Below are 13,889 nucleotides of genomic sequence, written 5' to 3'. Positions count from 1 at the left end.
TAGGGATGCGTATAATACATCCTTAATTTTTCGAGTCAACACTTAATTCCAAACTTTCTTTCGATTATTTGAAACCGAAGTTTTACTTAACTCTCTGCTACGTTGTTCAGCATCTTTCGTTGCTGCCCGCCGTGTCAGTGGGGTCGCATTATAGGGAGATCCAAAAACAGATCAATNATCTTTCGTTGCTGCCCGCCGTGTCAGTGGGGTCGCATTATAGGGAGATGGATTTTTTACGCAAGCACTTTTTTCAATAAAATTTAAAAAAACGTACTGTTCGCTCAGCTTTTGAACTAAACGCCCTGAAACTGGGTGTTTTGCAGTCAATTTAGGCCTGTTTTGGTGTATTTATTTGCTTCGCTGTTACACTAGACTGAGCGCATTTTAAAATTAAAAGGTGAATTTATGACTATCCGTTCTTATAAAGGGATCACTCCGACATACGATAATAGTGTTTATATTGATGAGTCATCGGTTTTAGTGGGTGATATTACGCTTGGTAAAGATTCAAGTGTTTGGCCTCTTGTTGCTGCGCGAGGTGATGTTAACTATATACGTATTGGTGAACGTACGAACATTCAAGATGGCAGTGTTTTACATTTAACTCGTGCCTCTAAGTCAAACCCCGATGGCTACCCTCTTATTATTGGTGATGATGTCACTGTTGGTCATAAAGTTATGCTACACGGCTGCCAACTTGGTAATCGTATACTTGTTGGTATGGGCGCAATAGTAATGGATAACGCAATTGTTGGAGATGATGTGATCATTGGTGGTGGTTCACTGGTACCACCTAACAAGCGTTTAGAGTCTGGTTACCTCTATGTAGGAAGCCCTGTTAAACAGGCTCGCCCTTTAACAGAGCAAGAGCGCGCCTTTTTAAAAATCTCTGCTGATAATTATGTTCAGCTTAAAGATGAATACTTAGCTGAGGGCTAAAACACTTCGGTTAATTCAATTTGTCCTGCCGAGTTATACTGCTCATCTTCGATCAGTTGCTCGGCGAGTTCTTCGTAATCGAAACGATAAGATTCAAAGTAATTTACTGCACTGCTTTGATCTGCAAAATCATACTTGCTGGTATTAATAACACACTCCACCATCAAGCCACTTACTTGTGCGAAGAATACCAACTGCTTTTCTTCAGGCTTAAATTCGAGTCTGTCTATAAATTGAATAGCTTGATTCACGCAATTTCTCCTGCTTTAAGCGCGATAACAACGGGAATAATTTCTGGCATTTTATTGCGCCATACAAAATAAGCTTGTGCTGCTTGGCCAACTAGCATGCCACAACCATCGAGTGTTAAACATGTTGTGTTAATCGACTTAACCCAACTAATAAATGCGGTATCGTCATTAGCGTAAAACATATCGTAAGCGCACTGACACGTAGCAACATGGTCTTCAGCTATACCCGGCAGGTCTCCAGTTACACTACTTGAGGTTGAATTAATCACCACATCATAGTTGTTTGCTGGGATATCATTTAAAGCAAAGCCCTGTACATCTATTTCACCATTAAAATGACTCGCTAGCGCCTTTGCTTTTTCGGCGGTACGGTTGGCTATTGTTAAGCTTTCGATATGCTCATTCAATAATGGCTGAATGACACCTCGCGCTGCACCACCGGCGCCAATAAGAAGAACTCGCTGCCCTTTTAAGGTGACATTATTAGCTAAAAGATCTTTAACAAGTCCTACACCATCGGTGTTATCACCCAGTAGGCTGCCATCTTCAAGCTGTTTAATAGTATTTACGGCTCCGGCAATTTTCGCTTGCTCTGTTAGTTCATCGACCATAGCAAACGCTTGCTCTTTAAACGGCAAAGTGACATTAGCCCCTTTACCACCAGCAGCGAAAAACTCAGCGACAGTTTTTTCAAATGCATCTGTTGGTGCTAAAATGGCGCTGTATTGTATTTGCTCGTTTAATGATGCAGCAAATTCTGCGTGTATTGCGGGTGATTTCGAATGTTTTATTGGATTTCCAAAAACCGCGTATTTGTCCATAGTGAAGCAACCTCTTCGCCCTGTAGAGCTTTATTAATATTATGATTAAACGACTTTTTTCTAAATCGAAACCAACGCCTGAAACACCTACCCCAGAAAAAACACCTTACGAAATTATTGGCGGTGAAGCAGGAGCTCGAGCAATTGCAAATCGATTTTACGACATAATGGCCACAGATGAATACGCCAAACCATTATATGATATGCATCCGCAGCCTTTAGATAGAATTCGCCAAGTCTTCTTTGAGTTTTTATCTGGCTGGCTGGGCGGCCCAGACCTATTCGTTGAAAAATATGGTCACCCAATGCTAAGAAAGCGTCACATGCCTTTCCCTATTGATCAAGACCTACGTGACCAATGGATGCATTGTATGAATAAAACGCTTGATATCGAGATTGATAACCCACTACTTCGCGAAGGGTTAAGACAGTCGTTATCGCAACTCGCCAGCCATATGATCAATCAAAACTAACTAAGCTTTGCGCTATATCAATGTACGCTTTTTCTAAATAAAGATAATAAATTTTCCTTAATTTAGAAAAAGCGTCGTCGAATGAAGTCTATCCAATTTAAAATTTATGCTTTGTTAGCACTAACAGGCGTATTGGTATTATTTGCCAGTATATTTAGTAGTGCCCAGCAACAACATGAATTAGCAAGAGATACCGTTGAAAGTAACATAAAACTGCTTGCCGATAATTACTTTGATTCTATTAATACCATGATGCTGACAGGTACTATGGCTAATCGTGAAATTCTAAGTACTAAATTAAGAAGCCACCCTAATATTGAAGACGCTCATATCATACGTAGTCCAATCGTTAATAAAATTTATGGGCCTGGAAATGCCAACCAAGTTGCGACTAACGATGCTGAGCGAAAAGCACTAACAGGCACTGAAGCACTATTTATTGATAATCAAAAAAGTACGATGACTTATCTAAAGCCTATGTTTGCTCGCAGTGATTATAAAGGAACAAACTGCTTAGGCTGCCATCAAGCACAAGAAGGCGATGTGTTAGGTGTAGTAAAAATTAGTTATTCGTTGGCTGATATTGAGCAAGAAGTATCGCAAAACACCTTAATGAACACGCTACTATTAGCGGCTATTTTCATTTCGGCTTTCTCACTACTAGCAGTGATGTTTAGAAAAATTTTCATCAAACGCTTAAAAGTCATTAGCCATACCATGCACTTGGCAACCACCAATAAAGATTTAAGCCTCACGGTAGATGACAGTAATAATGACGAGCTTAGCTCTCTTGCCACCAGCTTTAATCACATGATTGGTGCGTTTAAAGATAATATTGCTCAAGTTTCTCATTCTTCTAAGGTATTGATCCACTCTGCCGAAAGCATTTATGCCTCAGCGGATGCAACCGAGCAAGCGATCTTAAAGCAAAAGCAAGGGACAGATTCGGTCGCTGCCGCCATCAATGAACTAGAAAGCTCATCAAGCGAAGTTAAAAACACCACCCATTTTGCATCTGAAAAGTCAGAGCACAGTAATCAACTTGCACAACAAAGCTTACATGTTGCTGAGCACACTGAGCAAAGTATTAATCAACTTGCGGCAGATGTTAGAGCAGCTGCCGAGCAAGTAAGTCAACTGCAAACCCAAACGTTAGATGTTGGTAAAGTACTCGAGGTGATCAGTAGCATTGCCGAACAAACAAACTTACTTGCACTTAATGCAGCCATTGAGGCGGCTCGTGCTGGTGAAGCTGGCCGAGGCTTTGCTGTGGTAGCCGATGAAGTACGTACTTTAGCGACCCGCACCCATGACTCAACCGACGAAATTCGCCGCACTATCGACAAGCTACAAAGTGAAGCGGCACAAACCGTTAATACCATGAATAACTCTTGCGAAGAAGCAGACGAAAGAGCTGTGCAAGTTAAGCAAGTAGCTAAAGCATTACGTGATATTTCTTCACAAATGAGTGAGATAAACCAACTTAACGTGCAAATTGCTGATGCTACTGAACAGCAAAACCTCGCGGCTGAAGAAATTAACCAAAGTGTTATTGCAATTAGTGATAATGCCGAGCACTCATTAGTCGATGCCCATGAAAACCAAAAAGTCAGTGAAGAGCTGTTGTCGTTAGCTCGTTCACTTGATGAGCAAGTAAGACGCTTTAAATTAAGCTAAATTGCGCGCTTTTCGTGCAACTGCTAGAGTTGTTATATGTATTTCATAGTAAATAAGGATGTTTAAATGAAATTTTTAACAACTCTTTTAGTCTGTATTGGGATTATTGCAGCGTTACTATTTACCTATCAACACAGCGTGAATGAATCTGCGGATCAAATAAGCACTGTTAATGAATATATACATCGTGATGATATTCAACAGATTGCTCAATCTCTTCTCAGCCAAGATAAAACCTCACAAAGCGATAAGTATGAACAAAGTATTGTTGGTGGTTTTGATAAGCTTATTCAGCACCCTGAATATTTTCAGGTGAAACTTGATTTCTATGCCTGTGATATCAGTCAATGCTTAACACAGGTTAGCGCACCTATTGATACAACACCTGATAAGCTAAAAATATTAAAAGCAGAAGTGCTATTTAGTGTCTTGGCAGAGCTGCCTAGCAGTGACAGTGTTGCCACCCTCGTAGAGGGTGACAACGCAATGTTGGTTCGAGTGGTTTCAATACTTGATTAAAGCTGCCATTGACGTGCAACTAAATCAGATTCTTTGCTATTTAACCAATCTTGCGGGCGTAAATAGTACTGATACAACTTAGCCTCAGGGCTATCTGCAGCAGGTACATAGTTATATTCCCAACGAGCTAATGGTGGCATCGACATCAAAATTGATTCAGTACGTCCACCTGTTTGTAAGCCAAATAATGTGCCGCGGTCCCAAACAAGATTAAACTCAACATAACGACCACGACGATACAATTGAAAGTCGCGTTGCTGTTCGGTTGTTGGCGTGTCTTTACGGCGCTCAATAATAGGAAGGTAAGCATCTAAATAGCCATTTCCTACCGCCTGCATAAAGGCAAAGCTTTGTTCAAAGCCCAGCTCATTTAAATCATCAAAGAACAAGCCACCAACACCACGAGTTTCACTGCGGTGTTTTAAATAAAAGTAATCATCACACCAGTTTTTATATTTATCGTAAACCTCTGCACCGAATGGCTGACATAAATCGCTAGCCACCTGATGCCAATGTTGTACATCTTCAAAAACAGGGTAATAAGGGGTTAAATCAAAACCACCACCAAACCACCAAATTGGCTCTTCGCCTTCTTTTTCGGCAATAAAGAAACGGACATTGGCATGGCTAGTTGGAATATGTGGATTATTAGGGTGGATCACTAATGACACACCACATGCATGAAAACTACGACCCGCGAGCTCTGGACGATGCGCTGTTGCTGATGCTGGCATTGACGCGCCAAATACATGCGAGTAGTTTACGCCACCCTGTTCGATGACATTACCACCTTGGATAACACGAGTACGGCCACCGCCGCCTTCTGCACGCTGCCAATTATCTTCAACAAATTTTGCTTTGCCGTCAGCATTTTCAAGGCCCTGACAAATTGTATCTTGTAAGGCCATTAAATAGGTTTTAACTTGTTCGAGTAGCTCGCTTTGCATGTTTATCCTCTAAATACTTTACCGGTCGCTGCGTCTTTGATCACACTTGGTTGGCTGTTGCCACCTAACGGCTCATCAACATAAAAATCTACCGTGTCTGAAAATTCGCTTTTCGCTTGTGCGACAGTCATTACCGTTTCTTGACCGGTTAAGTTTGCACTTGTTGACACCAACGGCTTACCAAATTGCTGACACAGGGCTTTTACCGTTGGATGATCAGTAACACGTACCGCAATAGTATCAAACTGGCCTGTTAGCCACTTTGGAGTTTCTTTTGCTGCTGGCATCACCCAAGTGATAGCACCTGGCCATTGTGAAAAGATATCAGCTCGTTTATCCATCGGGATTTTGGCATCATCTACATACTTTAATAACTGGCCATAATTGTCAGCAATTAAAATTAAGCCTTTTTCTACAGGGCGTTGTTTGATGGCTAAAAGCTTTTCAACCGCAGCTTGGTTATCAGGATCGCAACCAAGACCAAAAACAGCTTCGGTTGGGTAAACGATTACACCGCCTTGCTGCAAAGCGTCAATTGCATTGGCTGGTTGTGCAACAGGATCAGACAAAGAAACTCTCCTAAATAAACAAATTACAAGTGCATTAAGATTCGACTAACTTATGCATACACGACTTCTGCGGGCATTGTAACACAACACCTGAGGCAGTTTTCTTTTCGGTCATAATTGGCCACTGGCAGGCCGGGCACTCGGTCGGCACAGGTTTGTGGTTAAGGGTATATTTACAGCGCGGATAGCCATCACAAGAATAAAAGGTTTTGCCAAACTTATTACTACGCGCAACCAACTGGCCTTTTTTGCATTTAGGACAAGCAGGTAATTGAGGGGCATCGTCAGGCTCTTCATCATGAGCAATATAGTGGCACACAGGATAGCCAGTACACCCAATAAACATACCGTAGCGGCCATTTTTAATTACTAATGGCTTACCACACTCTGGGCAGGCACTGTCTTCGAGTACTTTTATTTGTTGGCTATCGTGATGAGCTAATGGGCGGATAAAGTCACACTTTGGATAACTGGCACAGCCTAAGAACGGCCCTGACTTTGAGTTGCGCATAACCAATTCAGAACCGCATTTAGGGCAAACCTCATACTCTTTTTCGAGTGCATGTTTATCTGCAGAAAAAAGAGAATGGTCGATTTTACTCATAAGATTCCTGTGGGGTTGGCTAATTTTCGCCTAATATACCCAAACTCAACAAAGATACAAGCAAAGTCTACTTAGTGTAATACATCAGCTGGCTCGTCAAATATTAAGTCTTCCATTTGTGCGTAAGCTTGCTCTGACCCTGGTACATTAAATAACACCATTAGCACCACCCACTTTAGGTCTTCCAAAGAAATAAATGGTTTATCTAGAGCACAAAGTCTATCTATCACCATTTCGCGAGTTACGGTGTTAATTACACCTATTTGCTCGATAAACATTAAAAAACCGCGACACTCCACGCTTAACATTTGGCATTCACTATCAGTGTAAATACGCATAGCATGTTGTGGTTGGGCATTAAGGTACGGGTAGATATCGCTTTGTTGTAAGTCAGCAAGTTGCTCTAGCCAATCAAGGGCTTTGTAGATTTCAGGTTTATTGAAGCCAGCACGAACCAACTCATCGGTAAGTTCGTTCTCTTCAGTGAAGATTTCAGCTTCACTATGGATATAGTTTTCAAAAAGATACATGAGGATGTCAAACATGTTTATGTCCTCCAAGTCTTATATAACCATCTAGTACTCGTTCGATTTTATCTGCGAGCTCTAGGTCGAGTAACCGAGCTTGTACTTCGTCTACAGGTAATTGGCTGCGCTGTGTTATTTGATCAACACTTGTTACCTCATACCCTATACTTTTGAACACTGGGCAGTCGGGTTCATCTGCAATAGGCTGTTCTATACTATATAGACTGTTTTCACAGAAAAAGCTCACTTCATCAAGAATATCAGTAATATTTTCTGTCAATTTAGCGCCTTGCTTAATTAAAAAATGGCTTGCCTCTGAAAGTGGGCTTTTTATTGAACCTGGCACGGCAAACACCTCTTTATTTTGCTCAAGTGCATAGCGTACGGTAACCAATGAGCCACTTTTAATTTGCGCTTCGACAATCAATACACCTAATGACAATCCAGAGATAATACGGTTTCGGCGCGGGAAATTAGCGGCATTAGCAGCCGTTCCCGGTAAGAACTCAGAAACCAACAAGCCCCGCTCAGCAACCTGTTTAATGAGTAAGCGATGGCGTTTTGGATAAGCTATATCGATACCCGTACCAAGTACGGCAATGGTGTTTCCTGACCCTGCTAATGCGCCTTTATGGGCTGCACCATCAATCCCCATAGCCATGCCTGATGTCACCGTCATGCCAACAGCAGAAAGTTGATGGGCAAACTCAGCAGCTACTTCAAGCCCTGTCGGTGTGGCATTACGACTACCGACAATTGCTATTTGCGGTGACAGTAATAGTTCTGTGTTACCTAAACAAAATAATAAGATAGGTGCATTGGCTATTTGCTTGAGTAAGGGCGGATAGCTGCTATCAAAGTAGCTTATGACTTTGATTTTAAGTCTTGCTATTAACTCTTGGTAGTGGGCTACTAACTGCCAGTCAGTATTAACTAAGTTATCGGCTTGGCTTTGTGATAAGCCCAGCTGCTGAAGCTCTAAACTAGATAGCTTAAATAGCTCATCCAGTTGCTGTTTTTGACTTAATGCAATAAGGCTTTTTATTCCAAGCCCTTTACATAAATAAAAGGCAAGCCAATGGGATAGCTTGCCTGAAACCTGTGCCATGCTCCCTCCTTAGAGCGCCCAAATTGTGAGTTAGTTTATAACTGCATAATCTCCAACTCGGATCGGGTGCTGATTCTTCACAATCAATGCGTAGCTAACGTTGTCATATACCTTAAACACCATTAACTCACCGACTTTTTCCTTTGGCATGTGCCATACATTGCTGTTTTCATCGCTTTCAATTCCTAACACATCATTTGCATCAGTCATGAATTTCTCAAGACTGTTAGAATCTTCGCGGTAACGCGGACCATTGCGGCCGTCATACACTTCAGGTGATTGACGCTGAATATCAAGTACAAAACCTGGTTTCACTTGGTCTGAACCTAAGTTTAGTACAACAATGTCCATGGTACTAAATTCACGCATTTCATTAGCTGCGGCGATAATAGTGCCATCTAAAGTTGCTTCAGGGCGTTTCATAGTGAAATAGGCTGGCAAAATTTGCCCTTCCATCGCCGGCATTAAAAAGTCATGCGGCTTAATTTCTTGTTTTACCAGTTCAACTTTAACTGAGGCAGGTACGCCGTTTTCTACGTCACCGCTTCTAAATGCGCGAACAATCGCCACTAATTCCGCTTTATTCGCTAGTACTTCATTGGTATTTGGATCAACAAGATCATTGCCTTTACGGTATACGCCATAAGCTTCGTTAAGTGTTAAGTCACCTTTAACGTAAAGCGTATGGCCCATAGTATTCATTTTGGTATTAACACTGGCACCCAAAATATATGGTTTTTGTGCAATAACATCGGCGCTAATCGCTTGCTCATAACTCAAATATGGGCGCAGCAACTCCAAAGGCAACGTCGGCACTGCTTGCTTGCCTTTTGGTGTAATTCGCCCTTCTGGCGAGAGTTTTTTATAACGCGCATTTTTAACTAAACGAGGATTTCCGTCTTTATCGTAAATTAAAGTGAGCGCATCACCCGGGTATATTAAATGCGGATTCGCAATTTGCGGGTTCATTTGCCATAAATCAGGCCATTGCCAAGGTTCATCAAGATACACGCCCGAGATATCCCAAAGCGTATCGCCTTTTTTGACAACATATTGTTTTGGTGCATCTTTTTTAATTGTTAAAACATCAGCAGCTACCGGAAAAGCACAGCTAATGGCTAACAAAGCCGCAACTAGTGGGTATCTCATTTGGCTTCCTTGAGTTGTTTTTAGATTATTATCGACCAAAACCTGTTAAAGGTGAACACGAATGGCTAAAATAAGAGCATACAATACCCTAAATGAATCACAAGTGTAAAAGGTAACTATGGCTAGGTTAGAAGTTTTGAGATTTCCGGATGAGCGTTTACGTACAATCGCGAAAGAAGTACCAGAAGTAAACGATGAAGTTCGTCAAATCGTCAAAGACATGCTTGAAACTATGTATGACGAAAACGGTATCGGCTTAGCAGCGACGCAAGTAGATATCCACCAGCGAATTGTGGTGATCGACGTATCTGAAGAGCGCGACCAACCGTTAGTGTTAATCAACCCAGAAATCACCAAAAAAGATGGTTCAACTGTGAGTGAAGAAGGCTGTTTATCTGTTCCTTACTCATACGCAAAAGTTGACCGCGCAGAAACAGTTACTGTTAAAGCGCTTAATGAAAACGGTGAAGAATTCAGCCTTGACGCTGACGAGCTATTAGCAATTTGTATTCAGCATGAGCTTGATCACCTTAAAGGCACCCTATTTATTGATTATCTATCGCCTTTAAAGCGCCAACGTATCCGTAAAAAGCTTGAGAAAGAAGCTAAGCTGGCTGCTAAATCATAAGTTAATCAATAGGAATATCTGTGACACAACCATTACGCATTATTTTTGCTGGTACGCCGGATTTCGCTGCGCGCCATTTACAAGCACTGATTGACTCAGAGCACGAAGTTGTTGGTGTATATAGCCAACCTGATCGCCCAGCGGGCCGAGGTAAAAAGCTAAAAGCCAGTGAAGTTAAAGAACTGGCACTTGCTCATGATTTACCTGTATTTCAACCGCAATCACTAAAATCAGATGAAGCACTTGCAGAGCTTACCAGCCTGAATGCCGACATTATGATTGTGGTGGCGTACGGCTTACTGTTACCAAAAGCGATTTTAGATGCACCGCGCTTAGGCTGCTTAAACGTGCATGGCTCTATTTTACCGCGCTGGCGTGGTGCTGCACCGATCCAACGTGCTATTTGGGCTGGTGACAATGAAACCGGTGTAACAATAATGCAAATGGATGAAGGCTTAGATACCGGCGATATGCTGCATATCAGCCGCTGCCCGATTGATAGCACAGAAACCAGTAGCTCTTTATACGATAAATTAGCTGCACTTGGTCCTGATGCACTGATCAGTACAATCAATCGTCTTGCTGCAGGTGAAATCACCCCAGAAAAGCAAGATGACGCACAAGCAAATTACGCCAAGAAGCTATCAAAAGACGAAGCCAATATTGATTGGTCAATGGATGCTGCGCAAATTGAGCGTAATATCCGTGCCTTTAATCCATGGCCTGTTTGCTTTACTGAAATGGCAGGACAAACGGTAAAAATTTGGCAAGCCGAAGTTGTATCGCAAACTGCACAAGCCGGTAAAATCATTGCTGCTGATAAGCAAGGTATTACCGTTGGCTGTGGGCAAGATGCACTTAAAATCACCCTTCTTCAACCACAAGGTAAAAAACCAATGGCTGTTACTGACTTTTTAAATGGTCGCAGTGATTGGGTTGAACCTGGCTCAGTATTAGGTCAAAGCAATGAGTAATGTAAGAGCACTTGCTGCTGAAACCCTCTATAACGTGGTCGATAAAGGTGCATCGCTAAATCAAGAACTACCTTTTGCAAGCCAAGGATTATCGCCGAAAGATAAAGCCCTACTACAACAAATTTGCTACGGTGTGCTGCGCTATTTACCTAGCCTAGAAAATTATTGTCAGCAACTTTTAGATCAACCACTAAAAGGTAAGCGCCGTATTTTTCAGTTCTTGTTGTATGTGGGTATTTACCAACTTCAACACATGCGTGTACCGCCTCATGCAGCAATCAGCGAAACGGTTAATGCGCTTCAGCAAATGCGCGCACTGGGTTTAAAAGGCCTGATTAACGCTATTTTACGCAGTTTCCAACGTGAACAAGTTGAGCTTGAAGAAAAAGCAAAGCAAATTCCTGTTTGCAAATTTAACCACCCAGGTTGGTTTATCAAACAAGTTACTGCAGCTTATCCTGATAACTGGCAAGAAATTCTTGAAGCGAATCAGCTACAAGCACCTATGTGGTTACGTGTAAACCAAGCGCAATACAGCACCCAAGAATACAGCGAAATGCTTAAAGCAAATGATATTGAGCATACCCTTAATGCTGATTTTCCTGATGGTATTAAACTAGCTAAACCATGTGATGTATACGCATTACCAGAGTTTGATACCGGAGCCTGCTCAGTTCAAGATGCAGCGGCACAATTAGCTGCACGCTTTTTAGATCCTCAAAATGATGATTTCATTTTAGATGCGTGCGCAGCGCCAGGTGGTAAAACGTGCCATATCCTAGAGCTTGCTGACGCCGACGTATTAGCACTTGATAGCGACAGCGAGCGCCTAGAACGCGTTAAACAAAACTTAGTGCGTATTGGTTTAGCTGCCGATTTACAATGTGCCGATGCTTCACAACCGCATATCTGGTGGGATGAGCAGCAATTTGACCGTATTTTGCTTGATGTGCCTTGTTCAGCAACAGGCGTAATCCGTCGTCACCCTGACATTAAATGGTTACGTCGTGCATCTGATATTGAAGATCTGGCTAATTTACAAGGCGATATCTTAAATAGCATCTGGCCTCTACTTAAGCCTGGTGGTACGTTAGTTTATGCGACCTGCTCTGTATTACCGCAAGAGAACCAACAACAAGTTGCCAAGTTCCTTGCCAATAATCCAAGTGCTGAACACATACCTTTACATGAAAATGACACCCCAACGTTACCTGGCCTGCAATTATTGCCTGGTGAAAGTGACGGTTTCTATTATGCAAAGCTAGTTAAAAAACACTAATAAGAACAAGCTATGAAAATAATCATACTCGGTGCCGGACAAGTTGGTGGCACACTGGCAGAAAACCTCGTTGGTGAGCAAAATGAGATCACCGTTGTCGATATCGACGGTAACCGTTTGCGAGAGCTACAAGATAAGTACGACTTACAAGGTGTTACTGGCCACAGTGCGCATCCCGATGTACTGCGTCGCGCAGGTGCGGAAGACGCCGATATGATTATTGCCGTAACCAGTTCAGATGAAGTGAACATGGTTGCTTGCCAAGTTGCTTATAGTATTTTTAACACACCAACCAAAATTGCCCGTATTCGCTCAGAGCAATACTTAAAGTACCGTGAAAAGCTATTTCATAACGACGACTTACCTGTTGACCACTACATTGCTCCTGAAGCGCTGGTAACTAAGTATATTCGTCGCTTAATCGACTATCCGGGTGCTTTGCAGGTATTACAATTTGCCGATGGCATGTTATCGCTGGTTGCGGTGAAAGCCTATTACGGTGGTTTGCTGGTGGGTTATGCACTTTCAGCCTTGAAAGAGCACATCCCGAATGTCGAAACCCGTGTCGCGGCTATTTATCGTCAAGGTAAAGCGATTAAACCGCTTGGCACAACGGTTATCGAAGCGGACGATGAAGTGTTCTTTATCGCTGCAACAAAGCATATTCGAGCAGTCATGAATGAGCTTCAAAAGCTCGAACGTTCTTACAAAAAGATCATGATTGCTGGTGGTGGTAATATCGGTGCGGGCCTTGCGCGTTCACTTGAGAAAAACCACAGCGTGAAGCTGCTTGAGCGCAATAAAGAGCGTGCTTCGCAGCTATCTGAAATGCTTGATAACACCGTGGTATTTTGTGGCGATGCCTCTGATCAAGAACTGTTATCTGAAGAACATATTGAACAAGTGGATGTATTCATCGCAGTGACTAACGACGATGAAGCAAACATTATGTCTGCGATGCTGGCAAAGCGTATGGGCGCACAAAAAACCATGGTACTTATTCAGCGTGGCGCTTATGTTGACCTAGTACAAGGCGGTGAGATTGATATTGCTATTTCGCCTCAGCAAGCCACTATTTCAGCGCTGTTAACACACGTACGTCGTGGTGACATCGTTAATGTTTATTCGTTACGTAAGGGTGCAGCAGAAGCCATTGAGGCTGTCGCTCATGGTGATGAGCATACTTCTAAAGTTGTTGGCCGAGCAATTGCTGATATCAAACTACCAGCCGGAACAACCATTGGTGCAATTGTGCGTAACGATGATGTACTGATTGCCCATGACGATACAGTTATTCAGTCGGGTGACCACGTCATCATGTTCTTGATTGATAAAAAGCACATTACGGTTGTTGAAAAGCTGTTCCAAGTAAGCGCTATCTTCTTGTAAAAAGCTTATAAACGAAAAAAGCAGCCATGACAGCT

At 42.3% G+C, this 13,889-nt stretch carries 16 protein-coding genes; 8 read left to right on the top strand and 8 right to left on the bottom strand.

Annotation, left to right across the window (positions count from 1 at the left end):
- Positions 1 to 405: 405 nt before the first annotated feature.
- Complete coding sequence (locus tag AN213_RS18640) at positions 406 to 939, top strand: gamma carbonic anhydrase family protein (protein ID WP_055199327.1); 534 nt, start codon at positions 406 to 408, stop codon at positions 937 to 939.
- On the opposite strand, the gene AN213_RS18635 is transcribed toward AN213_RS18640, so the two are convergent.
- Positions 936 to 1,190 carry a DUF1488 domain-containing protein gene (locus AN213_RS18635; protein ID WP_055022178.1) on the bottom strand — a complete coding sequence of 85 codons (255 nt, stop codon included), beginning with the start codon at positions 1,188 to 1,190 and terminating at the stop codon, positions 936 to 938. The two genes, AN213_RS18640 and AN213_RS18635, sit on opposite strands and share 4 nt — an antisense overlap.
- Complete coding sequence (aroE, locus tag AN213_RS18630; RefSeq protein ID WP_055199326.1) at positions 1,187 to 2,011, bottom strand: shikimate dehydrogenase; 825 nt, start codon at positions 2,009 to 2,011, stop codon at positions 1,187 to 1,189. Before aroE ends, AN213_RS18635 begins: the two co-directional genes overlap by 4 nt.
- 41 nt (positions 2,012 to 2,052) lie before the next feature.
- Between aroE and AN213_RS18625 the strand changes: the two genes are divergently transcribed.
- From AN213_RS18625 to AN213_RS18615, 3 genes are all read left to right on the top strand, one after another.
- Positions 2,053 to 2,484: a group II truncated hemoglobin gene (locus AN213_RS18625; RefSeq protein WP_054554758.1), complete on the top strand. Its 432-nt coding sequence runs from the start codon at positions 2,053 to 2,055 to the stop codon at positions 2,482 to 2,484.
- Positions 2,485 to 2,565: 81 nt separating this feature from the next.
- Positions 2,566 to 4,161 carry a methyl-accepting chemotaxis protein gene (locus tag AN213_RS18620; protein WP_054563785.1) on the top strand — a complete coding sequence of 532 codons (1,596 nt, stop codon included), beginning with the start codon at positions 2,566 to 2,568 and terminating at the stop codon, positions 4,159 to 4,161.
- A 66-nt stretch (positions 4,162 to 4,227) separates the two neighbouring features.
- Positions 4,228 to 4,680, top strand: coding sequence for a hypothetical protein (locus tag AN213_RS18615; RefSeq protein WP_054563784.1), 453 nt, complete (start codon positions 4,228 to 4,230; stop codon positions 4,678 to 4,680).
- Here the strand turns inward: AN213_RS18615 and hemF are convergent.
- From hemF to AN213_RS18585, 6 genes are all read right to left on the bottom strand, one after another.
- Entirely contained in the window at positions 4,677 to 5,627 is a 951-nt protein-coding gene (gene hemF, locus AN213_RS18610) for an oxygen-dependent coproporphyrinogen oxidase (protein ID WP_055199325.1), read from the bottom strand. The genes AN213_RS18615 and hemF overlap by 4 nt on opposite strands.
- A gap of 2 nt (positions 5,628 to 5,629) precedes the next feature.
- The gene (locus AN213_RS18605) at positions 5,630 to 6,196 is read right to left on the bottom strand and encodes an L-threonylcarbamoyladenylate synthase (RefSeq protein ID WP_055199324.1); all 567 of its coding nucleotides are present in this window, start codon (positions 6,194 to 6,196) and stop codon (positions 5,630 to 5,632) included.
- 34 nt (positions 6,197 to 6,230) lie between these two features.
- Positions 6,231 to 6,800: a type I DNA topoisomerase gene (locus AN213_RS18600; protein WP_055199323.1), complete on the bottom strand. Its 570-nt coding sequence runs from the start codon at positions 6,798 to 6,800 to the stop codon at positions 6,231 to 6,233.
- Positions 6,801 to 6,871: 71 nt separating this feature from the next.
- Positions 6,872 to 7,345 carry a DUF494 family protein gene (locus tag AN213_RS18595; protein WP_054563780.1) on the bottom strand — a complete coding sequence of 158 codons (474 nt, stop codon included), beginning with the start codon at positions 7,343 to 7,345 and terminating at the stop codon, positions 6,872 to 6,874.
- Entirely contained in the window at positions 7,338 to 8,435 is a 1,098-nt protein-coding gene (dprA, locus tag AN213_RS18590; protein WP_054563779.1) for a DNA-processing protein DprA, read from the bottom strand. The genes AN213_RS18595 and dprA overlap by 8 nt, the downstream gene beginning before the upstream one ends.
- 30 nt (positions 8,436 to 8,465) lie before the next feature.
- On the bottom strand, positions 8,466 to 9,584 hold the full coding sequence (locus tag AN213_RS18585; RefSeq protein WP_055199322.1) for a LysM peptidoglycan-binding domain-containing protein: 1,119 nt from the start codon (positions 9,582 to 9,584) through the stop codon (positions 8,466 to 8,468).
- A gap of 118 nt (positions 9,585 to 9,702) precedes the next feature.
- Here AN213_RS18585 and def point away from each other — a divergent pair, with 118 nt between their 5' ends.
- From def to trkA, 4 genes are read left to right on the top strand one after another with little or no spacing between them, the layout of a single operon-like run.
- Positions 9,703 to 10,212: a peptide deformylase gene (def, locus tag AN213_RS18580; protein ID WP_054554770.1), complete on the top strand. Its 510-nt coding sequence runs from the start codon at positions 9,703 to 9,705 to the stop codon at positions 10,210 to 10,212.
- Positions 10,213 to 10,232: 20 nt separating this feature from the next.
- On the top strand, positions 10,233 to 11,186 hold the full coding sequence (fmt, locus tag AN213_RS18575) for a methionyl-tRNA formyltransferase (RefSeq protein WP_055199321.1): 954 nt from the start codon (positions 10,233 to 10,235) through the stop codon (positions 11,184 to 11,186).
- A complete protein-coding gene (gene rsmB / locus AN213_RS18570; RefSeq protein WP_055199320.1) occupies positions 11,179 to 12,465 on the top strand; it encodes a 16S rRNA (cytosine(967)-C(5))-methyltransferase RsmB in 1,287 nt (428 codons plus the stop codon). Before fmt ends, rsmB begins: the two co-directional genes overlap by 8 nt.
- A 12-nt stretch (positions 12,466 to 12,477) precedes the next feature.
- Positions 12,478 to 13,854, top strand: a complete 1,377-nt coding sequence (gene trkA, locus AN213_RS18565) for a Trk system potassium transporter TrkA (RefSeq protein ID WP_055199319.1) — start codon at positions 12,478 to 12,480, stop codon at positions 13,852 to 13,854.
- The last annotated feature ends 35 nt before the right edge of the window (positions 13,855 to 13,889 follow it).

Origin of the sequence: Pseudoalteromonas sp. P1-8, from assembly GCF_001399985.1 — a bacterium.
Taxonomy (GTDB): Bacteria; Pseudomonadota; Gammaproteobacteria; order Enterobacterales; family Alteromonadaceae; genus Pseudoalteromonas.
This window is presented reverse-complemented; position numbering and strand designations above follow the sequence as displayed.

Excerpts from the sequence above, each read along its gene's own strand:
- AN213_RS18640 (WP_055199327.1), top strand. The coding sequence starts at position 406 with ATGACTATCCGTTCTTATAAAGGGATCACTCCGACATACGATAATAGT.
- aroE (WP_055199326.1), bottom strand. The coding sequence starts at position 2,011 with ATGGACAAATACGCGGTTTTTGGAAATCCAATAAAACATTCGAAATCA.
- AN213_RS18625 (WP_054554758.1), top strand. The coding sequence starts at position 2,053 with ATGATTAAACGACTTTTTTCTAAATCGAAACCAACGCCTGAAACACCT.
- AN213_RS18620 (WP_054563785.1), top strand. The coding sequence starts at position 2,566 with ATGAAGTCTATCCAATTTAAAATTTATGCTTTGTTAGCACTAACAGGC.
- AN213_RS18615 (WP_054563784.1), top strand. The coding sequence starts at position 4,228 with ATGAAATTTTTAACAACTCTTTTAGTCTGTATTGGGATTATTGCAGCG.
- hemF (WP_055199325.1), bottom strand. The coding sequence starts at position 5,627 with ATGCAAAGCGAGCTACTCGAACAAGTTAAAACCTATTTAATGGCCTTA.
- AN213_RS18600 (WP_055199323.1), bottom strand. The coding sequence starts at position 6,800 with ATGAGTAAAATCGACCATTCTCTTTTTTCTGCAGATAAACATGCACTC.
- AN213_RS18595 (WP_054563780.1), bottom strand. The coding sequence starts at position 7,345 with ATGTTTGACATCCTCATGTATCTTTTTGAAAACTATATCCATAGTGAA.
- dprA (WP_054563779.1), bottom strand. The coding sequence starts at position 8,435 with ATGGCACAGGTTTCAGGCAAGCTATCCCATTGGCTTGCCTTTTATTTA.
- AN213_RS18585 (WP_055199322.1), bottom strand. The coding sequence starts at position 9,584 with ATGAGATACCCACTAGTTGCGGCTTTGTTAGCCATTAGCTGTGCTTTT.
- def (WP_054554770.1), top strand. The coding sequence starts at position 9,703 with ATGGCTAGGTTAGAAGTTTTGAGATTTCCGGATGAGCGTTTACGTACA.
- rsmB (WP_055199320.1), top strand. The coding sequence starts at position 11,179 with ATGAGTAATGTAAGAGCACTTGCTGCTGAAACCCTCTATAACGTGGTC.
- trkA (WP_055199319.1), top strand. The coding sequence starts at position 12,478 with ATGAAAATAATCATACTCGGTGCCGGACAAGTTGGTGGCACACTGGCA.